Here is a 19,148-nt window from a genome sequence, read left to right as displayed (position 1 = left end):
TCAAAGGAACCTCATCCACCGGAGTGGACGGGGTATCAACTTCTGGCGTTGATTTTTGGCACGCTGTTGAGTTCTCAAGGAACGGACGCTTCCTTTGTACTCACCCGCAGTAACGCTTACTGGGGGCTTTCCTCCGGGCTTTCGTTCTTCGTTTCCAACCTTACCAGACCGATTTCCGTTCCGTTTCCGGTCCGGCTTTTCGATCCGAGGCCGTTGGGGGCCTTTGCCTTTCGGCGTTCCACCACTTTAGCGCTCGCTCCCCGCAACTCATAATCGAGCTGTCGGAAATCGAATACGGACATGCCGAATGCGACCCCGCCAGGGACAAGTGCTCGGTGGTGTTTTGGGCCGCCTCCCAGGGGCTGTCGGTGACAGCTGCCTGTTCCTACGGCTCGGGCTACGTTAGGCGTCTGCAGGAGCCGAGTCAAGTCGAGCGGCGGCGCGGCGCGTGGGCCCGGTACGGGCTGACCGTGGGGTCGCCGTCGATCCAGTACCGGTACGGGTGGGCAGCCCCCGCGCCGCCCACGCCGGTGCGTGGGCCGTTTCCGACCTGGGCCGATGCGACGGAGGCGCCCGTCAGCAGGGACAGCGGCGAGCCGAGGCCGGCGCACAGGTCCGTGCCGTCCAGGGAACGGTCCACGGCGAGGGCCGTCGCCAGGCGGGCCGGACCCTTGGCGAGTTCCTTGTCGTTTTTGGCCGAGAGTCGACGTTTGCGGGCGAGCTCGGCGCCCTCCGTGATCTCCCCGGCCCTCAGCAGGACACCGCTCGCGTGGTCCTTCGGACCGCACACCAGGTTCAGGCTGAACCACATGCCATAGATGAAGTAGACGTACGCGTGTCCGGGCGGCCCGAACATGGACGCGTTGCGCGCGGTGCGGCCGCGGTAGGCGTGGGAGCCGGGGTCGGACTCGCCCTCGTAGGCCTCCACCTCCGTGATGCGGAGTTCGATCGGCCCTTCCTCGGTTCGGCGGACCAGGATCCGGCCGAGGAGGTCCGGGGCCACGGTGAGGACCGGTCGGTCGAAGAAGGATCGGGGCAGGGGCGTACGGTCGGGGCGCGCGCTCATCCAGTCGAGGGTACTGGAGCGCGCGCCCCTGCAACCGGCGCCTAGGGTTCCGCGTTGGTAGGGGTTAGTCGCACACGTCTTTCAAGGGGAGTCGGAGCAGATCATGGGGTTCAAGAAGCTGTTCGCCGCACTGGGCGCCGGTGGTGCGTCCGTCGACACGGTCATCACCGAGCCGAACGTCGTGCCCGGCGGCATCGTGCAGGGCGAGGTCCGCATCCAGGGCGGTTCCGTGGAGCAGCAGATCGAGGGCCTGTCGGTCGGTCTGCAGGCGAAGGTCGAGGTCGAGGGCGGCGACCAGGAGTACAAGCAGGACATCGTCTTCACCAAGCAGCGCCTCGGCGGTGCCTTCAAGGTGCAGGCGGGCGCCCAGCACGTCGTGCCGTTCGGGCTGGAGATCCCGTGGGAGACCCCGATCACCCACTTCGAGGGCCACCACCTGCACGGGATGAACATCGGCGTCAGCACCGAGCTGGAGATCGCGCGCGCCGTGGACGCGGGCGACCTCGACCCGATCAACGTGCACCCGCTGCCGGCGCAGCAGGCCGTCCTGGACGGGTTCCGCCGACTGGGCTTCACCTTCCGCAGCGCGGACATGGAGCGCGGGCACATCCGCGGCACGCGGCAGACGCTGCCCTTCTACCAGGAGATCGAGTTCCTGCCGCCGGCGCAGTACCGGGGCCTGAACCAGGTCGAGCTGACCTTCATCGCCGACGGCGCCGAGATGGACGTCGTCCTGGAGATGGACAAGAAGGCCGGCCTGTTCTCCGAGGGCAGCGACACCTACCGCTGCTTCCGGGTGGGGCTGCAGTCGTACCAGCAGACCGATTGGGCGGCGTACCTCAACGAGTGGATCGCTTCGGTCGGTTCGCAGCGCAACTGGTTCTAGGCTCGGAGCCGGTGCCGGGGCGGTCCGGCACCGGTCCGCGATCAGGAGGTTCAGCAGTGGCCGAGCAGAACAGGGCTCCCCTCCCCCACGCCTTCCACCCGGAAGTCGCCTCGTTCACGGTGGTGAGCGACGATCTCCGGCACGGCGGGGAGCTGGCCGGCGGCCAGGTCCTGGAGGGCGGGAACGTCTCTCCCCACCTGCGGTGGGAGGGGTTCCCCGAGGGGACGAAGAGCTTCGCCGTGACGTGCTTCGACCCGGACGCACCGACGGGCAGCGGGTTCTGGCACTGGGTCCTCTTCGACCTGCCCGCCACCGTGACCGAGCTGCCGGCCGGCGCCGGCGGCGGGAAGTTCGAGGGGCTGCCGGAGGGGGCCGTGCACGTCCGCAACGACTACGGGACGCGGGACTTCGGCGGGGCGGCGCCGCCGGCCGGCGAGCGCCACCGGTACGTGTTCACCGTGTACGCGGTGGACCGAGAGAAGCTGGGCCCCGGCCCGGACGCCTCGCCCGCCGCGGTCGGGTTCAACCTGCGGTTCCACACGCTGGGGCGTGCCCACCTCATCGGTGAGTACGAGGCGCCGGCGGGCTGATCGTTCGCCTCCTGTTGGCCCGGTCCTGGTCTGAAGTAGGCCGGGACCGGGCATTTTTAATGCGTTGTCCCGCGTGGCGCGCGCAGCCAGAGTGGTTGCGGGCCCTGCAGCCAGGGTGGACGCGGGCCTGCGCACGGGAGGTGGGCGAGATGCGGGACACGCTGGTGCTGAATGCGAGCTTCGAGCCGCTGTCGACGGTGACCCTGAACCGGGCCGTCGTGCTGGTGCTCCAGGACAAGGCAGTGGTCGAGCAGTCGCATCCGGAACTGCGTGTGCGCGCGGCCGCCGTGGACCTGCCGATGCCGCGGGTGATCAGGTTGTGCCGGTACGTGCGGGTGCCGTTCCGAAGACACGCGCCGTGGTCCCGGCGGGGGGTGCTGGTGCGGGACCAGCACCGGTGCGCGTACTGCGGGAAGCGGGCCACGACCGTGGACCACGTGGTGCCGCGGGCGCAGGGCGGCGGGGACACCTGGCTGAACACGGTGGCGTCGTGCGCCGAGGACAACCACCGCAAGGCCGACCGGACGCCGGACGAGGCGGGGATGCCCCTGCTGCGCGAGCCGTTCGTGCCGTCCCCGGCGGACGCGATGCTGCTGGCGCTGGGGGTGGGCGGCCGGCAGGCGCTGCCGGAGTGGCTGGGCAGTACGGCGTAGGAGCGGATGGAGGCCCGTCCCCCGAGGGGGCGGGCCTCCGGCGTGTCCGGGGTGCGGCGCGGTCAGCGCAGCAGCATCTGGACGATGGCGACGGTGCCGACGGCGACGATGACGCCGCGGAGCACGGTGGGCGGCAGCCTGCGGCCGACCTTCGCGCCGATCTGGCCGCCGAGGGTGGAGCCGGCGGCGATGAGGAGGACGGCCGTCCAGTCGAACTCGGCGACGAAGAGGAAGAAGACCGCGGCGATGCCGTTGACGATGGCGGCGATGACGTTCTTGACGGCGTTGATGCGCTGGAGGTCCTCGCGGAGCAGGAGCCCCATCAGGCCCAGGTAGAGGACGCCCTGGGCGGCGCCGAAGTAGCCGCCGTACGCGCTGGCGAGCAGCATGCCGCCGGCGAGGGCCGGGCCGCCGTCGGGGTGTGCCGTGTCCGCGCCGGCGGCTTCCCTGCGCCTGCGGAGGGCGGCCGCGAGGCGGGGCTGGAGGACGACGAGGACGAGGGCGAGCCCGATGAGGACGGGCACGATCGTGTCGAAGGACTCCGAAGGCAGCATGAGGAGCAGGACGGCTCCGGCGAGGCCGCCGACGGCGGAGACGGCGCCGAGGCGCAGGACGCGGGCGCGCTGCCCGCGGAGTTCCCGGCGGTAGCCGAAGGCTCCGCTGAGGGAGCCGGGCACCAGGCCGAGGGTGTTGGAGACGTTCGCCGTGACGGGCGGGAGGCCCGTGGCGAGCAGCACGGGGAAGGTGATGAGGGTGCCGGAGCCGACGATCGTGTTGATGGTGCCTGCGCCGATTCCGGCGGCGAAGACCGCGAGCGATTCCCAGACGGACATGGACATGGACCGGGCCATCTCCTTTGCATAGGTGGACGCCTCCCCGCCGTTGAGGTCGAGGGGCCTCCTTGATCATGCAGGAGGGGATGGCCCGGTGGGTGTGCGGGTCAGTCGATGGGGGGCTGCTCGCGGCGTTCGGTGCCGTTGGTGCCGTTCCCGTTGGCGGTGTGGCCGCCGTTGCCGTTGCTGCCGTTGCTGCCGTTGTTCGCGCCGGACTTGGCGGAGTTGAGCGGGTTGAAGCCGGAGCCGCCGCCGCCCATGGGGCCGAAGTTGCCCATGGCTCCGGAGAGGCCCTTGAGGGCGTCGCCGATCTCGCTGGGGACGATCCACAGCTTGTTGGCGTCGCCTTCGGCGAGCTTCGGGAGCATCTGGAGGTACTGGTAGGCGAGGAGCTTCTGGTCGGCGTCGCCGGCGTGGATGGACTCGAAGACGGTGCGGATGGCCTGGGCCTCGCCCTCGGCGCGCAGGGCGGCGGCCTTGGCCTCGCCCTCGGCGCGGAGGATGGAGGACTGCTTCTCGCCCTCGGCGCGCAGGATCTCGGACTGGCGGACGCCCTCGGCCTGGAGGATCGCGGCGCGCTTGTCGCGGTCGGCGCGCATCTGCTTCTCCATCGAGTCCTGGATGGACGTGGGCGGTTCGATGGCCTTGAGCTCGACGCGGTTGACGCGGATGCCCCACTTGCCGGTGGCCTCGTCCAGGACGCCGCGGAGGGCCGCGTTGATCTCCTCGCGGGAGGTGAGCGTCCGCTCCAGGTCCATGCCGCCGATGATGTTGCGCAGCGTGGTGACGGTCAGCTGCTCGATGGCCTGGATGTAGCTGGCGACCTCGTACGTCGCGGCGCGGGCGTCGGTCACCTGGTAGTAGATGACGGTGTCGATGTTGACGACCAGGTTGTCCTGGGTGATGACCGGCTGGGGCGGGAACGGCACGACCTGCTCGCGGAGGTCGATGCGGTTGCGGATGGAGTCGATGAAGGGGACGACGATGTTGAGGCCCGCGTTGAGGGTGCGGGTGTAGCGGCCGAACCGCTCGACGATGGCTGCGCTGGCCTGCGGGATCACCTGGATCGTCTTGACCAGGGCGATGAAGACCAGAACCACCAGGATGATCAGGACGATGATGATCGGTTGCATGCGGTTCCCCGTGCCCTTCCGGCTGTCTGTGCTGCCCCGTTGATGCGTTCGGAGTCTCGCAGACCCCGGGGCCGCGGGTCGGCTGCTTGGCTCAAGTGCTCACATCACGACGGCTGTTGCGCCGTCGATGTCGACCACGTCCACCTGGCTGCCGGGTTCGTAGGCCGTGTCGGCGTCGAGGGCGCGGGCGGACCAGATCTCGCCCGCGAGCTTGACGCGTCCCCCGCTGCCGTCGACGCGTTCGACGACGACGGCCGTTCTGCCCTTCAACGCGTCGATTCCGCTGCGGTGTTGGGGGCGCTGGTCGCGGCCGCGGTTCGCGATCGAGCGGACGACGGCGGTGAGCGCGACCGACACGACGACGAAGACGAGGACCTGGGCGACGATGCCGCCGCCGAGTGCCGCGGTGACGGAGGCCGCGAGCGCCCCTACCGCGAACATGCCGAACTCGGGCATCGCGGTCAGGACGAGCGGAATGCCCAGTCCGACCGCGCCGATGAGCCACCACACCCATGCGTCGATGTCCACGGGTTCATGGTAGGTCGGGTGGCGCGGTCGGGACAGGGTGCGGTCAGCGCAGGGGCAGGCCCTGGGCGGTCCAGCGGTCGTGCTCGGTGCGCTCGACGACGAGCGGGAGCCCGAAGCAGAGGGACAGGTTGCGGGAGGTGAGTTCGAGGTCGATGGGGCCGGCGGTGACGACCTTGCCCTGACGGATCATCAGGACGTGGGTGAAGCCCGGGGCGATCTCCTCGACGTGGTGGGTGACCATGGCCATGGAGGGCGCGAGCGGGTCGCGGGCCAGGCGGCCGAGGCGGCGTACGAGGTCCTCGCGGCCGCCGAGGTCGAGGCCGGCGGCGGGCTCGTCGAGGAGGAGGAGCTCGGGGTCGGTCATCAGGGCGCGGGCGATGAGGGTGCGCTTGCGCTCGCCCTCGGAGAGGGTGCCGAACTTCCGGTCGAGGTAGTCGGTCATGCCGAGGCGGTCGAGGAAGGCGCGGGCGCGCTGCTCGTCGACCTCCTCGTACTCCTCCTGCCAGGTCGCCGTCATGCCGTACGCGGCGGTCAGGACGGTCTGGAGGACGGTCTGGCGCTTGGGGAGCTTGTCGGCCATCGCGATGCCGGCGATGCCGATGCGGGGGCGCAGCTCGAAGACGTCGACCTTGCCGAGGGTGCTGCCGAGGATGGTGGCGGTGCCCTTGGTGGGGAAGAGGTAGCTGGACGCGATGTTGAGCAGGGTGGTCTTACCGGCGCCGTTGGGGCCGAGGATGACCCAGCGCTCCCCTTCCTTCACCGACCAGGAGACCTGGTCCACCAGAGCCCGGCCCTCGCGGACCACGGATACGTCCTGAAGCTCCAGTACATCGCTCATGAGCGCGTTGTCTCCCCTTGAGGTCTCGGTTCGTCTGTGCGCCGGTGTGCGCAGCCCCAGGGGAAAACCTACGCCACTCGGGGCGGGCTCCGGGCGCCAGCCCGGCTGCCGGGGCGGTCGCGGGCCGGTCCGTAGAGTGGGGGGATGCTTTTCGAACCACGTTCAGGGCGGCTGGCCGCCTGGGGGAACGCGCTGCTGGCCGGTCTGGTCTCGCCCGACGAGGCCGCGTCGTCGATCGTGGGCGGGGACGCCGTGCACCGGGTGGCGGGGCTGCCGGGTGAGGCGGGTCCGGTGGGGCTGACGCTGGCGCTGGGGCGGATGCGCGCCCTGGGGGTGACGGGGCTGCGGGTGGCGCTGCCCGCGCCGGGGCATCCACTGGGGCTGAGCGGGCCGCCGGAGTTCAACGCCCGGGCGCTGGAGGCCGGGGAGGCGGTGGTCGCCGTGGGGGCGGCGCTGGGGCTGGTCCCGGAGGTGGACGAGGCCGGGCCGGCGGGGGACGTGCATGTCGGGGTGGTGTGGCGGTGCCTGCCCGTGCGGGAGGCGCCCCCGGCGGACGTGCCGTCGCTGGGCGAGGCGGAGCGGGAGCTGGCGGAGGCGGTGCGCGAGGCGACCGCGGTGCTGACGCGGCTGGACGTGGCGGCCTCGGGTCCGGCGGCGGAGGCCGCGGTGTCGGCGTACCGGGCGCGGGCGGAGGCCGGGCGGGAGGCGCTGGCCCCCGGGTATCCGGCGCGGGCGGTGCGGGTGCTGGCGCTGGCGCAGCGGGTGGACCTGCTGGTGGCGCTGGCGTACGAGCGCGGGCACGGCGGTGCGGTGGCGGCGTCGGAGATGGCGGCGCGGGCGGAGGCGCTGCGGCCGGTGGAGCGGGTGGCGCGGCGGGCGCTGGTGGCGGCGTACAACGCGGCGGTGGAGGAGCGGGAGCGGGGCTGAGCCCCGGGGGCGCGGCACGGCCCCGCCTCCGGGGAGAGGGAGGAGGCGGGGCCGGCGGCGGGGGGCGGCGGGTCAGCCGTTGGTGCCGGTGTTCCCCCAGGCGCCGTTCAGCAGGCCGACCGCGGTGACGGCGTTGCCGACGGCGTTCACGGGGACGTGCACCGGGACCTGGCCGAGGTTCCCGGAGGCGACGCCGGGCGAGGCCGCGGCCTCGCCGGAGGCCCACGCGCCGCCGTGGGCGGAGGCGGCGCCCGCCCCCGCGGCGAGGAGGCCGCCCGCGATCAGGGCGGCGGCGGTGGCCTTCTTGGTGTTCTTCATGTGTCCTCGTCCTCCGTACGTCTGCCGGGGCCGGCGCTCCGGCACGCCCTGGAGAACGGTCCCGCGCCGCTCGGGATACGCCGTGTGGGCGACATGCACCCGACGGTATGACATTCGGAACGGAAGACCGACGGCCCGGCGGCCGCCCGCCCCCTCAGCCGGCCGCGCCGTGCCGGACGGCCCAGAGCGCCGCCTGGGTGCGGTCGGCGAGGTCCAGCTTCATGAGGATGTTCGAGACGTGCGTCTTGACCGTCTTCTCCGACAGGACGAGCGCCCGCGCGATCTCCCGGTTGGAGCGGCCGTCCGCGATGAGGCCGAGGACCTCCTGCTCCCGCTCGGTCAGTGAGCCGCCGCGCCCGGCCGCCGGCTGGTCCTCCTGGGACAGCAGCGCCTCGGCCACCTCCGGCTGGAGCAGCACGTGCCCGGCGCGGACGGAGCGGATGGCCGCGGCCAGCGCGTCCGGGTCGATGTCCTTGTAGACGTACCCGGCGGCGCCGGCGCGCAGGGCCGGGACGACCGTCCGCCGCTCGGTGAAGCTGGTGACGACGAGGACGCGGGCGGGGTTGTCGGCGGCGCGGAGCCTGCGCAGGGCCTCGATGCCGTCGGTGCCTGGCATCGTGATGTCCATCAGGATGACGTCGGGCCGCAGCTCCTCGGCGCGGGCGGCGCCCTCGTCGCCGTCGGCGGCCTCGCCGACGACCTCGATGTCGTCCTGGACCTCCAGGAAGGTGCGCAGGCCGCGCCGGACGACCTGGTGGTCGTCGACGAGCAGGACGCGGATCCGGCCGGGCGTCTCAGCCACCGGGTACCTCCATCTCGATCGTGGTGCCCGCGGCGGGCTCCGAGTGCACGGTGAGGCGGCCGCCGGCGCCGGCCGCCCGGTCCCGCATGGAGACCAGGCCGAGATGGCGGCCGGCCGCGCGGACGGCCGCGGGGTCGAAGCCGCTGCCGTTGTCGGCGACGGTGAGGACCGCGCCCTTGCCGCGCCGGGCGAGCACGACGTCGACGCGGTCGGCGCCGGAGTGGCGCAGGGCGTTGTGGAGGGCTTCCTGGGCGACGCGGAGGAGGGCCTCCTCCTGGGCGGCCGGCAGGGCGCGGACGCCGTCGCAGGCGAAGGTGACGCGGGCGGCGTGCGCGCGGTCGAGGACGCGGACGTGGCCGCGGAGGGTGGCGGCCAGGCCGTCCTCGTCGAGGCCGGCGGGGCGCAGCTCTGTCACGGCGGCGCGCAGCTCGTCGGCGGCCTCGGCGGCGAGGGCGGCGACCTGGTGGAGCTCGTCCTTGGCGCGGGCCGGGTCGCGGTCGACGAGGGCGGCGGCGGCCTGGGCGGTCAGGCGGAGGGAGAAGAGCTTCTGGCTGACGGCGTCGTGCAGCTCGTGGGCGAGGCGGGAGCGCTCCTCGGCGATGGTCAGCTCGCGGCTGCGCTCGTACAGGCGGGCGTTGGTGAGGGCGATGGCGGCGTGCTGGGCGAGGAGCCCGAGGAGTTCCTCGTCCTCCTCGGTGAACCCGCCGGGGGCGTGCTTGTCGGCGAGGAAGAGCGCGCCGAGGGTCTCCTCCCCGTCGCGGATGGGGCGGCCGAGGAAGTCGGACATCTCGGGGTGGGCGGCGGGCCAGCCCTCGAAGCGGGGGTCCTCGCGGACGTCGGCGAGGCGCTGGGCGCCGTCCTGGTGGAGCATCGCGGCGAGGATGCCGTGCTGGCGGGGCAGGGGGCCGATGCGGCGCCATTGCTCCTCGCTGATGCCGTCGACGACGAACTGGGCGAAGCCGCCGTGGTCGTCGGGGACGCCGAGGGCGGCGTAGCGGGCGCCGAGGAGGGTGCGGGCCTCGACGACGATCGTGCGCAGGACGTCGCGTACCTCCAGCCGCCGGCTCATGGCGAGCAGTGCGGTGCTGACGGCGGCGAGGCCGCTGCGGGGTCCGTGGTCCATGGAGATCACCGTACTCGGGGCCGTGACCTGCGGGATCGGGCGCGGGACCTAGTGCTGCGGCCGGAGCGGGCGGGGCTGGGGGTGCGGCCGGCGGGGGTGTTCCTCCGCCTGCGGGAGGAGGGCCGGCGCGGCGGGGGTCCTCCTGGAGTCGCACACCGGTCACGCATTGCATTGCGTTGGCAACGCATGGTGAGACTGTTACGTGCCTGATGTGAGCCCGCGCATAGGACCCAGGTCACTTACGAAGGAGCGTAGTGGACGGGCAAAGGCGACATCAGTGCTGTTCCAGGCGGCGTGGGCGACAGAATTCCGGGCTCGGACCGGGCCCGTGATCCACTAAGCGGGATCGTACGTCACACCTTTGCCACAGGATTTTGCCGCCGCTAAGAATTGCCTCCGTCGCACGGCGCCGCGGATCTCCCCGATCCGCGGGGCGCCCTCCTGCGGCTCCCGCGATTCGAAGAGGTTGTCCACGCATGTCCGAGATCAACATCCCCGGCCGTCGTCTGACGAAGGCCCACAAGAGGTCCTTCGCCACCGTCGCCGCCCTCGGCGCCGCCGCCCTCGCCGCCACCCTGGTCCCCGGCGGTGCCGGGAACACCGGCCAGGCCGAGGCCGCCGCCGTCCCCGCGGCGTGGACGCAGGTCGTGGGCACCGCCCAGGCGCAGACCGTGCAGGCGAACCTGGCCGCGCAGCAGGCCGTCGCCACCAAGGCCGCCCAGCAGGCCGCCGCCGCGGCCAAGGCCAAGGCGGACGCGGCGGCGAAGGCGAAGGCCGAGGCCGAGGCGAAGGCGAAGAAGGCCCGCGAGGCCAAGGCGGCCGCCAGCCGCGCCGCCGCCCGCACCCCCGTCTTCGCGAACAACCTGGACGGCTGGATCAAGGAAGCCCTCTTCATCATGAAGAAGGAGGGCATCCCGGGCACCTACGCGGGCATTCACAAGAACGTGATGCGCGAGTCCTCGGGCAACCCGCTCGCCATCAACAACTGGGACATCAACGCCAAGAACGGCGTCCCGTCCAAGGGCCTGCTCCAGGTCATCTACCCGACCTTCAAGGCCTACCACGTGCCCGGCACCAAGTTCGACCAGTACGACCCGGTCGCCAACATCGTCGCCGCCTGCAACTACGCGGCCGACCGCTACGGCACGATCGACAACGTCAACAGCGCGTACTGATCCGACACGGACGGCACGGCAGCCTCGTCTCGCGCCGAAGGGCGGCACCCGGAAACCGGGTGCCGCCCTTCGGCGTTTCTCGTGCGGGAGCCGCGCGCTAGTTGCGCATGACCTCCGGCTCGTGGCGGCGCAGCAGGCGCTGCACGGCGAAGCCGCAGGCCACGCCGAGCGCGACGAGGACGAAGACGTCCAGGGTCCACTGCCCGATGGTGGGGTCCCACAGCGGGTCGGTGTTCTCCGGGTGCTCGATGTCCCAGGGCGCCATCAGCTTGCCGAGGTTGAGCGTGGTGCCGGCGGCGGCGATGGCCCAGCGGGAGGGCATCAGCCAGGCGAACTGCTCCAGGCCGGGCTTGTCGTAGATCTGGAACAGGATGCCCGTGAAGACGACCTGGACGATGGCGAACATGACCAGCAGGGGCATGGTCTTCTCGGCGGTCTTCACCAGCGCGGAGATGACCAGGCCGAACATCATCGAGGTGAAGCCGAGCGCGATCACCGAGATGCACAGTTCGGCGGCGGGCGACATGAACAGGCCCTCGGCGGGGAGCTCGCGCGGAGTGAAGCCGATGGCGCAGATGATCACGCCCTGTATCGCGGTGATGGCGCCGAGGACCATCACCTTCGACATCAGGTACGCCGAGCGGGACAGGCCGGTGGCGCGTTCGCGCTCGTAGATGACCCGTTCCTTGATCAGCTCACGGACCGAGTTGGCGGCTCCGGAGAAGCACATGCCGACCGCGAGGATCAGCATGATCGTGCCGGCGTCGCCGTTGAACCGGCTCGGCGGAGTCGGCGGGGCGAGGCCGAACTTCGCCGGGATCACCGTGGAGACGATGCCGAGGACCGCGGGCAGGGCGACCATGAGCGCCATGAAGCCCTTGTCCGAGGCGATCACCGACAGGTAGCGGCGGATCAGCGTCCACAGCTGCGACCCCCAGGCCTGCGGCTTGGGCGGGATCATCTGCTGCGGGGGCATGGTGACCGACTGCGGGGCGACCGCGTCGAGGTCGGCGGCGTACAGCTGGTAGTGCTGCGAGCCCTTCCAGCGGCCGGCCCAGTCGTAGTCGCGGTAGTTCTCGAACGCGGAGAAGACGTCGGCCCAGGTGCTGTAGCCGAAGAAGTTCAGCGCCTCGTCCGGCGGGCCGAAGTAGGCGACCGAGCCGCCCGGGGCCATGACCAGCAGCTTGTCGCACAGCGACAGCTCGGCGACGGAGTGCGTGACGACGAGCACGGTGCGGCCGTCGTCGGCGAGGCCGCGCAGCAGCTGCATGACGTCGCGGTCCATGCCCGGGTCCAGGCCGGAGGTCGGCTCGTCCAGGAAGATCAGCGAGGGCTTGGTCAGCAGCTCCAGGGCCACGGACACGCGCTTGCGCTGGCCGCCGGAGAGCGCGGTGATCTTCTTGTCCTTGTGGATGTCGAGCTTGAGCTCGCGCAGGACCTCGTCGATGCGGGCGGCGCGCTCGGACTCCGCGGTGTCGCCGGGGAAGCGGAGCTTGGCCGCGTACTTCAGGGCGGTGGAGACCCGCAGCTCCTTGTGCAGGATGTCGTCCTGCGGGACCAGGCCGATGCGCTGGCGGAGCTCCGCGAACTGCTTGTACAGGTTGCGGTTGTCGTAGAGGACGTCGCCCTGGTCGGCGGGCCGGTAGCCGGTGAGCGCCTTCAGCAGGGTCGACTTGCCGGAGCCGGAGGGGCCGATGACGCCGATGAGCGACTTCTCCGGGACGCCGAAGGTGACGTCCTTGAGGATCTGCTTGCCGCCGTCGACGGTGACGGTCAGGTGGCGGGCCGAGAAGGAGACGTCACCGGAGTCGACGAACTCCTCCAGCCGGTCGCCGACGATCCGGAACGTGGAGTGGCCGACGCCGACGATGTCGTTCGGGCCGAGCAGCACGGAGCCGGACTTCGGCAGCGCCTGGCCGTTGACGTAGGTGCCGTTGTGGCTGCCGAGGTCGTGGATCTCGAAGCGGCCGCCGGTGGAGCGGAACTCCGCGTGGTGGCGCGAGACCTGGAGGTCGGAGACCACGAGCTCGTTCTCCAGGGCGCGGCCGATGCGCATGACGCGCCCGACGGCGATCTGGTGGAACGTCGTCGGGCTGCGGTCGCCGCCGTAGCCGGATGCGGCGCCCTGGGCGGGGGCCGCGCCGCCGCCCTGCTGGTGCGGGAAGTGCGGCTGCTGGGCCGGGGCCTGCTGCTGCGGCCAGCCCTGGGCCTGCGGCTGCGGCTGCTGCGGGGCGGGCGCCTGGTAGGCCGGGGCCGCCTGCGCCTGGGCCGGGGCCTGGTACGCGGGGGCCGGGGCCTGGTAGGCCGGCGCCTGCTGCTGCGGCACGGCCTGCTGCGGCGCGCCGGCGGCGCTGAGGTTCAGCCGCGGGCCGTCGGTGGCGTTGCCGAGGTGGACCGGCGTGCCGGGCACGAGCTCGGTGTGCTGGACCCGCGCACCGTGCACGTACGTGCCGTTGGTGCTGCCGTGGTCTTCCAGGCCCCAACCCCGTCCGTTCCACGCGATGGTGGCGTGCCGCCAGGACACGCGCGCGTCGTCGACCACCACGTCGCCCTGGGGGTCACGCCCCAGGGAGTACGACCTGGACGGGTCCAGCGTCCAGGTCCTTCCGTTCAATTCCAGTACGAGTTCCGGCACTCCAGCCCCACTTAGGTCCCCCGAGAATCTCCCTGGCCGTCAGGGAGTCCGACGGCAGGGAGTCTAGGGATGGCTAACATCCTGGGGAACTATTTCAGGCTGCGGCCGACATGTGGAATCGAGGCCCCGTCAGGGCCCCGGCCCGGCCCGCCGGCCGGGCAAAGCACCCGCAGCGGGCCATACGGGACTCCCTGCCCCCGCGCCCGGCCCGTACGGGGCCCCCGGGCCCGCCCGGAAGGGGCGCTTCCCGGCCCGCGGGGGCCCGGCGGGGGCGCCGCGCGGCCCCGTTTCGTTGGTGAACCGTGACACTCCGGAGCGCCGCGGGGCGCGGCGGCCTCCCCTCGGCGCGGACCGGCGCGTCGCCCGCCGTTCACCCGCGGGCCACCCGCCCGGCGCGCTGACCGGGGGAAAGGGGTCCCGGTGGGTGGGACGGGGGTCCACCCGCGCCGGGCGGGAAGATACGGTGAGAGCACCATGAGCGCTTCGCAGACCTCCGAGGTCCCCACCCTCCTCGTCAAGATCTTCGGCAAGGACCGTCCCGGGATCACCGCCGGGCTGTTCGACACCCTCGCCGCGTACTCCGTCGACGTGGTCGACATCGAGCAGGTCGTCACCCGCGGCCGCATCGTCCTGTGCGCCCTCGTCACCATGCCCGCCGGCGGGACGGAGGGCGAGCTGCGGGCCACCGTCCACAGCTGGGCCGAGTCCCTCAAGATGCAGGCGGAGATCCTCTCCGGCACCGGCGACAACCTGCCGCGCGGCAGCGGCCGCTCCCATGTCACCGTGCTCGGTCACCCGCTTACCGCCGAGTCGACGGCCGCCATAGCGGCCCGGATCACCGCCACCGGCGGCAACATCGACCGTATTTTCCGGCTCGCGAAGTACCCGGTCACGGCCGTCGAGTTCGCGGTGTCCGGCTGCGCGACCGAGCCGCTGCGCACCGCCCTGGCCACGGCCGCCGCGCACATCGGGGTCGACGTGGCAGTGGTCTCGGCCGGCCTGCACCGCCGGGCGCAGCGCCTGGTGGTGATGGACGTGGACTCCACGCTGATCCAGGACGAGGTCATCGAGCTGTTCGCGGCGCACGCGGGCTGCGAGGCCGAGGTCGCCGAGGTGACCGAGCGGGCCATGCGCGGCGAGCTGGACTTCGAGCAGTCGCTGCACGCCCGGGTGGCGCTGCTGGCGGGGCTCGACGCCTCGGTCGTGGAGAAGGTGCGCGCGGAGGTGCGGCTGACGCCGGGTGCCAGGACGCTGATCCGCACGCTGAAGCAGCTGGGCTACCAGGTGGGCGTGGTCTCCGGCGGGTTCACGCAGGTGACGGACGACCTCAAGGAGCGGCTGGGGCTGGACTTCGCCTCCGCCAACACACTGGAGATCGTCGACGGCCGGCTGACGGGCCGGGTGACGGGCGAGATCGTGGACCGGGCGGGCAAGGCGCGGCTGCTGCGCCGCTTCGCCGAGGAGGCCGGAGTGCCGCTGTCGCAGACGGTGGCCGTGGGTGACGGCGCGAACGATCTGGACATGCTGAACGCGGCCGGGCTGGGGGTGGCGTTCAACGCCAAGCCGGTGGTCCGCGAGGCCGCGCACACCGCGGTGAACGTGCCGTTCCTCGACACGGTGCTGTACCTGCTCGGCATCACCCGCGAGGAGGTCGAGGCCGCGGGCCTCACCTGACGGAAGACGGGCGCGGGGCCCCGGCGGTCGGCCGCCGGGGCCCTTCCGTGCCTTCCGGGGTCAGCGGTCCTTGGGGGTCCAGAAGTCCAGCAGCGTGCCGACGCCGTGCTCGACGGACTTCCACGAGCCGGTGAAGGAGACGACGGCAAGCGCTGCTGTGGGGAAGCCGGTACGGGCCATCCGGGCGAGGGCGTCGCCCTCCGCGCGGCCGGCGAGGGCGTCGGCGAGGGCGTGCATGCCCGGGTTGTGCCCGATCACGAGGAGGTCGGAGACCTCGTCGGACGTCTCGTTGAGGAGGGCGATGAGCTCGCCGAGCGAGGCGTCGTACAGCCTTTCCTCGTAGACGGTGCGGGGGCGCTGCGGCAGTTCCTGGACGGCGAGCTTCCATGTCTCGCGAGTGCGGACGGCGGTGGAGCAGAGGGCCAGGTCGAAGGCGATGCCGGTCTCGGCCAGCTTCAGTCCGGCGGCCGGTGCCTCGTGGCGGCCGCGCTCCGCCAGGGGGCGTTCGTGGTCGGACACCTCCGGCCAGTCGGCCTTGGCGTGCCGGAGGAGGGCGATCCTGCGGGGTGTGTCGGCGCTCATGGGCCCAGCTTCCCACGGATCGGGCCGTGCGGGCCCGGGTGTCGCGCCGCTCGGGTGCGGGTGGGGGGCGCGCCGCGGTCCGGGCGGGCGCACGGGGGTCGTCACCCGGCGGCGCGCATCAGTTCGCGGCCGACCTGGAGCAGGTGGGGGGTGTCGCCGGTGGAGGCCTGCGCCTCGCGGGAGCCGGCCAGGAGGAGGAGCAGCAGGCCGAAGGCGAGGGCGGGCAGGGCGAGCGCCCACCAGTGCAGCCGGGCGTCGGCGCCGGGGGCGGTGCGGTGTCCGGTGGGGCGCGTGGGGGCCGACATGGGCCGCCTCCGTGGTGTGCGGGTGGGGGCCGACATGGGCCGCCTCCGTGGTGTGCGGGTGGGACGGGCTGGCTCCTTCGAATCTACGGATTCGGAGGGGCGCCGCCCATCAGGGGTGCACCCGAGGCGACCCTGAACCCCGCCCCCTAGGGGATGGTGGGGACAGCCCCACCGCGGCGGGTCAGGGCGCGGCGACGGTGGCGATGACGGCGATGACCACGGTGATGCCGAGCATGGCTCCGAGGACGATGCCGAGCATCTTGCGGCCGTTCTGGGGGTTGGGTTCGAGTACGGGATCCATGCCGCTCAGTCTCGCACGGCGCATTCGGCCTCGACGGTGCGGTCCCGGCCGGCGAGGACGCCGAGGGCGATCTGCGGGACGAGGAGGCCGGCCATCACGGCCAGGGGCAGGTCCCAGCCGCCGCTGTGCTGGTAGAGGGCGCCGATGAGGAGGGGGCCGGGCAGGGACAGGAGGTAGCCGGTGCACTGGGCGAAGGCGGAGAGCCGCACGACGCCGCCCGGGGTCCTGGCACGCAGGCCGATCATGGTGATGGCGAGCGGGAAGGCGCAGTTGGAGAGGCCGAGGAGGAGCGCCCAGGCCCAGGCTCCGGCGGCGGGGGCGAGGTGGAGGCCGGCGTAGCCGGCGAGGCCGAACGCGCCGAGGACCGCGGCGATGGCGCCCTGGTGGCGCATGCGGCCGGCGAGGCCGGGGATGGCGAAGGCGAGCGGGACGCCCATGACCATGGTGACGGCGAGCAGGACGCCGGCGGAGCCGGCGGAGACCCCGGCGTCGCGGAAGATCTGCGGCAGCCAGCCCATCGTGACGTAGGCGCCGGTGGCCTGGAGGCCGAAGTAGCCGGCGAGGGCCCAGGCGGTGCGGCTGCGGACGACGGAGGGGCCGGTCTGCGGTGCGGCCGCCCCGCTTCCGGCGGCGGAGCGGCGCCGGTCGCGGCGCGCGGCGGCGGCGATCGGCAGCCAGGGCAGGACGGCGGCGGCTGCGGGGAGCGACCAGACGAGCAGGCCGGTGCGCCAGTCGCCGCCGAGGGCGGAGGTCAGCGGGACGGTCGCGGCGGCGGCGAGGGAGGTGCCGACGGCGAGGGCCATGGAGTACAGGCCGGTCATGGTGCCGACGCGGTCGGGGAACCAGCGCTTGACGATGACGGGGAGCAGGACGTTCGTCAGGGCGATGCCGGCCAGGGACAGGGCGCTGGCGGCGAGGAATCCGGCGGCTCCCTGGGCGAAGGGGCGGATGAGCAGTCCGGCGGCGACGGCGGCCATGCCGGCGCAGACGACGGCGGCGGGGCCGAAGCGGCGGGAGAGGCGGGGCGCGGTGATGCCGAAGACGGCGAAGCACAGGGCGGGGACGGAGGTGATCAGTCCGGCGACGGCGCCGTTCATGCCGAGGCCGGTGCGGGCCTCTTCGAAGAGGGCGCCGAGGCTGGTGATGGCGGGGCGCAGGTTGAGGGCGGCCAGGACGATGCCGAGGACGAGGACGGGGCCGGGGCCGAGCCGGCCGGGGCCGGCTGCCGCGGCGTGCGCGGAGGGGGCCGGTCCGGGCGCGGGGGTGCCGCGCTGGGCGGGCGGGGCCGGGTGCCGCTCGAGGGTGGCCAGGGTGTTCGGACTGCCGGGGGTGTGGGTGTCGGGAGTGCGGGTGTCGTCGTCGGGCATGGGCTCATCATAGAATCATGGGATGATTGACTGTCCCGCGCCGGAGTGGACCGAAGGGACCCCGCCCGCATGCCGCTGACCTCGCCCCGCCGATCCGCCCTGGTCGATCAGGTGATCGCCCAGCTCCGGAACCAGATCACCTCCGGCGAGTGGCCGGTCGGCTCCCGGATCCCCACCGAGCCGGAGCTCGTCGAGCTGCTCGGCGTGGCCCGGAACACCGTCCGCGAGGCCGTCCGGGCCCTCGCGCACAACGGCCTCCTCGACATCCGGCAGGGCTCGGGGACGTACGTCCTCGCCACCAGCGAGCTGGCCGGGGTGATGCACCGCCGCTTCGCCGGGGCCGACCCGCGGCACGTCGCGGAACTCCGCTCGACGCTGGAGGCCTCGGGGGCCCGGCTGGCGGCCGAGCGGCGCACCGACCGGGACATGGCCCAGCTGGACGCGCTGCTGGCGCGCCGCGAGGAGGCGTGGGCGGGCGGGGACGCCGGGCTGTTCGTCGCGGCGGACGTCGCCCTGCACATGGCGGTGGTCGCCGCCTCGCACAACGAGGTGCTCGCCGGGCTGTACGCGGACCTCGGCGACCTGGTCGCGGAGTGGCTGCGCACGGACGTGGGGGCGGTGCTGGAGCCGTCGGCCCACCTGGACCACGCGCGGCTGATCGAGGCGATCCGGCGGGGCGACGGGGACGCGGCGGCCGCGGAGGCGGCGGGGTACCCGTTCGCCTGCCTGGGCGGCCGGCCACAGCACTGACCGCCGGGCGGTCAGGCCCGTCCGTGGGTGATCCAGGCGGAGCGGACCTCCTTCCAGCAGCGGCCCGTGAGCCGGACCCGGCCGGCCGGGTCGACCGGCACGGCGGCACTGTCGCTGTCGAGGTCCCACCACCGGTCGCATTCGACGTGGAGCCGCAGGTGGTCGGTCTCCGGGTAGCTGTTGTGGCACCGCGCGGTCACCAGCGAGCCCTCGATGGCGGTGTCGCAGTCGGCGCCGAAGAGCTCGGCGGGGGGCGAGGCGGGCCGGACGGGCGGTTCGACGGGGATCTCGGCGAGGTCGACGACGGCGGTGTCCGCCGTGCCGGGGGCCGGCGCCGGCTGGGGTCCGCCGGGCCGCGCGGCCGTCCCGGGGACGAGGAGGGCGGCCAGCGCCACGGGGGTGACCAGCAGCAGCACTGCCCGGCTCGGTCTCGTGTGCACGCCCGCACCTCCTCCCCGCAGGACACCGGGAAGATCCCGGCCGGGTCAGTTTGCCGGGTTCTGTCCCGGTTTTCGACTCGGGGAGATCCGGTCGGCGGGCGTACGTGCGTTCGTCGGCCGACCCCCGCCCACGGGCCCGTACGCCCGTACGGCGGCGGGGGGGGGGGGGGGGGGGGGGGGGAGGGGGGGGGGGGGGGGGGGGGGGGGGGGGGGGGGGGAGGG

Annotated in this window: 22 protein-coding genes; 8 read left to right on the top strand and 14 right to left on the bottom strand. The window is 72.9% G+C overall.

What is annotated here, in order from left to right; translation table 11 throughout:
- The coding region (locus tag ACZ462_RS21225) for a hypothetical protein (RefSeq protein WP_467882841.1) at positions 1–273 on the top strand (273 nt) is incomplete at its 5' end.
- A 151-nt stretch (positions 274–424) separates the two neighbouring features.
- Here the strand turns inward: ACZ462_RS21225 and ACZ462_RS21220 are convergent.
- Entirely contained in the window at positions 425–1,066 is a 642-nt protein-coding gene (locus ACZ462_RS21220) for a DNA-3-methyladenine glycosylase (RefSeq protein WP_467809743.1), read from the bottom strand.
- Between the two features lie 103 nt (positions 1,067–1,169).
- On the opposite strand from ACZ462_RS21220, the gene ACZ462_RS21215 reads away from it, so the two are divergent.
- The 3 genes from ACZ462_RS21215 to ACZ462_RS21205 all read left to right on the top strand — a co-directional run bounded on the left by ACZ462_RS21215 (position 1,170) and on the right by ACZ462_RS21205 (position 3,195).
- A complete protein-coding gene (locus ACZ462_RS21215; RefSeq protein WP_467809742.1) occupies positions 1,170–1,952 on the top strand; it encodes a sporulation protein in 783 nt (260 codons plus the stop codon).
- 56 nt (positions 1,953–2,008) lie between these two features.
- The gene (locus ACZ462_RS21210; protein WP_467809741.1) at positions 2,009–2,542 is read left to right on the top strand and encodes a YbhB/YbcL family Raf kinase inhibitor-like protein; all 534 of its coding nucleotides are present in this window, start codon (positions 2,009–2,011) and stop codon (positions 2,540–2,542) included.
- Between the two features lie 149 nt (positions 2,543–2,691).
- Positions 2,692–3,195 (top strand): HNH endonuclease, encoded by a 504-nt coding sequence (locus ACZ462_RS21205; protein ID WP_467809740.1) that lies wholly within the window; start codon positions 2,692–2,694, stop codon positions 3,193–3,195.
- 62 nt (positions 3,196–3,257) lie between these two features.
- On the opposite strand, the gene ACZ462_RS21200 is transcribed toward ACZ462_RS21205, so the two are convergent.
- The 4 genes from ACZ462_RS21200 to ACZ462_RS21185 all read right to left on the bottom strand — a co-directional run bounded on the left by ACZ462_RS21200 (position 3,258) and on the right by ACZ462_RS21185 (position 6,527).
- A complete protein-coding gene (locus tag ACZ462_RS21200; protein ID WP_467809745.1) occupies positions 3,258–4,028 on the bottom strand; it encodes a sulfite exporter TauE/SafE family protein in 771 nt (256 codons plus the stop codon).
- 107 nt (positions 4,029–4,135) lie between these two features.
- Positions 4,136–5,161: an SPFH domain-containing protein gene (locus ACZ462_RS21195; protein WP_467809738.1), complete on the bottom strand. Its 1,026-nt coding sequence runs from the start codon at positions 5,159–5,161 to the stop codon at positions 4,136–4,138.
- Positions 5,162–5,260: 99 nt separating this feature from the next.
- Positions 5,261–5,689: an NfeD family protein gene (locus ACZ462_RS21190; protein ID WP_467809736.1), complete on the bottom strand. Its 429-nt coding sequence runs from the start codon at positions 5,687–5,689 to the stop codon at positions 5,261–5,263.
- 43 nt (positions 5,690–5,732) lie between these two features.
- Entirely contained in the window at positions 5,733–6,527 is a 795-nt protein-coding gene (locus tag ACZ462_RS21185) for an ABC transporter ATP-binding protein (protein ID WP_189812603.1), read from the bottom strand.
- Between the two features lie 144 nt (positions 6,528–6,671).
- Between ACZ462_RS21185 and ACZ462_RS21180 the strand changes: the two genes are divergently transcribed.
- Positions 6,672–7,454, top strand: a complete 783-nt coding sequence (locus ACZ462_RS21180) for a hypothetical protein (protein ID WP_467809735.1) — start codon at positions 6,672–6,674, stop codon at positions 7,452–7,454.
- Positions 7,455–7,526: 72 nt separating this feature from the next.
- On the opposite strand, the gene ACZ462_RS21175 is transcribed toward ACZ462_RS21180, so the two are convergent.
- The 3 genes from ACZ462_RS21175 to ACZ462_RS21165 all read right to left on the bottom strand — a co-directional run bounded on the left by ACZ462_RS21175 (position 7,527) and on the right by ACZ462_RS21165 (position 9,697).
- Complete coding sequence (locus ACZ462_RS21175; RefSeq protein ID WP_467809734.1) at positions 7,527–7,772, bottom strand: chaplin; 246 nt, start codon at positions 7,770–7,772, stop codon at positions 7,527–7,529.
- 154 nt (positions 7,773–7,926) lie between these two features.
- On the bottom strand, positions 7,927–8,574 hold the full coding sequence (locus ACZ462_RS21170; protein WP_467809733.1) for a response regulator: 648 nt from the start codon (positions 8,572–8,574) through the stop codon (positions 7,927–7,929).
- Entirely contained in the window at positions 8,567–9,697 is a 1,131-nt protein-coding gene (locus ACZ462_RS21165) for a GAF domain-containing sensor histidine kinase (RefSeq protein ID WP_467809731.1), read from the bottom strand. Before ACZ462_RS21165 ends, ACZ462_RS21170 begins: the two co-directional genes overlap by 8 nt.
- 476 nt (positions 9,698–10,173) lie before the next feature.
- Here ACZ462_RS21165 and ACZ462_RS21160 point away from each other — a divergent pair, with 476 nt between their 5' ends.
- Entirely contained in the window at positions 10,174–10,872 is a 699-nt protein-coding gene (locus tag ACZ462_RS21160) for a transglycosylase SLT domain-containing protein (RefSeq protein WP_467809730.1), read from the top strand.
- Positions 10,873–10,969: 97 nt separating this feature from the next.
- On the opposite strand, the gene ACZ462_RS21155 is transcribed toward ACZ462_RS21160, so the two are convergent.
- Positions 10,970–13,507, bottom strand: a complete 2,538-nt coding sequence (locus tag ACZ462_RS21155) for an ABC transporter ATP-binding protein/permease (protein WP_467809729.1) — start codon at positions 13,505–13,507, stop codon at positions 10,970–10,972.
- A 474-nt stretch (positions 13,508–13,981) separates the two neighbouring features.
- On the opposite strand from ACZ462_RS21155, the gene serB reads away from it, so the two are divergent.
- Positions 13,982–15,181 carry a phosphoserine phosphatase SerB gene (gene serB, locus ACZ462_RS21150; protein ID WP_467809728.1) on the top strand — a complete coding sequence of 400 codons (1,200 nt, stop codon included), beginning with the start codon at positions 13,982–13,984 and terminating at the stop codon, positions 15,179–15,181.
- A gap of 60 nt (positions 15,182–15,241) precedes the next feature.
- On the opposite strand, the gene ACZ462_RS21145 is transcribed toward serB, so the two are convergent.
- The 4 genes from ACZ462_RS21145 to ACZ462_RS21130 form a co-directional block, all read right to left on the bottom strand.
- Entirely contained in the window at positions 15,242–15,763 is a 522-nt protein-coding gene (locus tag ACZ462_RS21145; RefSeq protein WP_467809726.1) for a SixA phosphatase family protein, read from the bottom strand.
- Positions 15,764–15,864: 101 nt separating this feature from the next.
- The gene (locus tag ACZ462_RS21140; protein WP_467809725.1) at positions 15,865–16,068 is read right to left on the bottom strand and encodes a hypothetical protein; all 204 of its coding nucleotides are present in this window, start codon (positions 16,066–16,068) and stop codon (positions 15,865–15,867) included.
- Positions 16,069–16,249: 181 nt separating this feature from the next.
- Positions 16,250–16,369: an SGM_5486 family transporter-associated protein gene (locus tag ACZ462_RS21135; RefSeq protein ID WP_467809724.1), complete on the bottom strand. Its 120-nt coding sequence runs from the start codon at positions 16,367–16,369 to the stop codon at positions 16,250–16,252.
- A 5-nt stretch (positions 16,370–16,374) separates the two neighbouring features.
- Positions 16,375–17,736, bottom strand: a complete 1,362-nt coding sequence (locus tag ACZ462_RS21130) for a CynX/NimT family MFS transporter (protein WP_467809723.1) — start codon at positions 17,734–17,736, stop codon at positions 16,375–16,377.
- Positions 17,737–17,805: 69 nt separating this feature from the next.
- Between ACZ462_RS21130 and ACZ462_RS21125 the strand changes: the two genes are divergently transcribed.
- Positions 17,806–18,486 carry a FadR/GntR family transcriptional regulator gene (locus tag ACZ462_RS21125; RefSeq protein WP_467809722.1) on the top strand — a complete coding sequence of 227 codons (681 nt, stop codon included), beginning with the start codon at positions 17,806–17,808 and terminating at the stop codon, positions 18,484–18,486.
- A gap of 11 nt (positions 18,487–18,497) precedes the next feature.
- On the opposite strand, the gene ACZ462_RS21120 is transcribed toward ACZ462_RS21125, so the two are convergent.
- Positions 18,498–18,926: a hypothetical protein gene (locus ACZ462_RS21120; protein ID WP_467809720.1), complete on the bottom strand. Its 429-nt coding sequence runs from the start codon at positions 18,924–18,926 to the stop codon at positions 18,498–18,500.
- Between the last annotated feature and the right edge of the window lie 222 nt (positions 18,927–19,148).

This window comes from Streptomyces sp. NPDC031121, assembly GCF_055570615.1.
This window is presented reverse-complemented; position numbering and strand designations above follow the sequence as displayed.

Bases quoted from the DNA above. Each gene is read 5' to 3' on its own strand.
- ACZ462_RS21220 (WP_467809743.1), bottom strand. From the start codon at position 1,066: ATGAGCGCGCGCCCCGACCGTACGCCCCTGCCCCGATCCTTCTTCGAC.
- ACZ462_RS21215 (WP_467809742.1), top strand. From the start codon at position 1,170: ATGGGGTTCAAGAAGCTGTTCGCCGCACTGGGCGCCGGTGGTGCGTCC.
- ACZ462_RS21205 (WP_467809740.1), top strand. From the start codon at position 2,692: ATGCGGGACACGCTGGTGCTGAATGCGAGCTTCGAGCCGCTGTCGACG.
- ACZ462_RS21200 (WP_467809745.1), bottom strand. From the start codon at position 4,028: ATGTCCGTCTGGGAATCGCTCGCGGTCTTCGCCGCCGGAATCGGCGCA.
- ACZ462_RS21195 (WP_467809738.1), bottom strand. From the start codon at position 5,161: ATGCAACCGATCATCATCGTCCTGATCATCCTGGTGGTTCTGGTCTTC.
- ACZ462_RS21185 (WP_189812603.1), bottom strand. From the start codon at position 6,527: ATGAGCGATGTACTGGAGCTTCAGGACGTATCCGTGGTCCGCGAGGGC.
- ACZ462_RS21180 (WP_467809735.1), top strand. From the start codon at position 6,672: ATGCTTTTCGAACCACGTTCAGGGCGGCTGGCCGCCTGGGGGAACGCG.
- ACZ462_RS21175 (WP_467809734.1), bottom strand. From the start codon at position 7,772: ATGAAGAACACCAAGAAGGCCACCGCCGCCGCCCTGATCGCGGGCGGC.
- ACZ462_RS21165 (WP_467809731.1), bottom strand. From the start codon at position 9,697: ATGGACCACGGACCCCGCAGCGGCCTCGCCGCCGTCAGCACCGCACTG.
- ACZ462_RS21160 (WP_467809730.1), top strand. From the start codon at position 10,174: ATGTCCGAGATCAACATCCCCGGCCGTCGTCTGACGAAGGCCCACAAG.
- serB (WP_467809728.1), top strand. From the start codon at position 13,982: ATGAGCGCTTCGCAGACCTCCGAGGTCCCCACCCTCCTCGTCAAGATC.
- ACZ462_RS21145 (WP_467809726.1), bottom strand. From the start codon at position 15,763: ATGAGCGCCGACACACCCCGCAGGATCGCCCTCCTCCGGCACGCCAAG.
- ACZ462_RS21140 (WP_467809725.1), bottom strand. From the start codon at position 16,068: ATGTCGGCCCCCACGCGCCCCACCGGACACCGCACCGCCCCCGGCGCC.
- ACZ462_RS21135 (WP_467809724.1), bottom strand. From the start codon at position 16,369: ATGGATCCCGTACTCGAACCCAACCCCCAGAACGGCCGCAAGATGCTC.
- ACZ462_RS21130 (WP_467809723.1), bottom strand. From the start codon at position 17,736: ATGCCCGACGACGACACCCGCACTCCCGACACCCACACCCCCGGCAGT.
- ACZ462_RS21125 (WP_467809722.1), top strand. From the start codon at position 17,806: ATGCCGCTGACCTCGCCCCGCCGATCCGCCCTGGTCGATCAGGTGATC.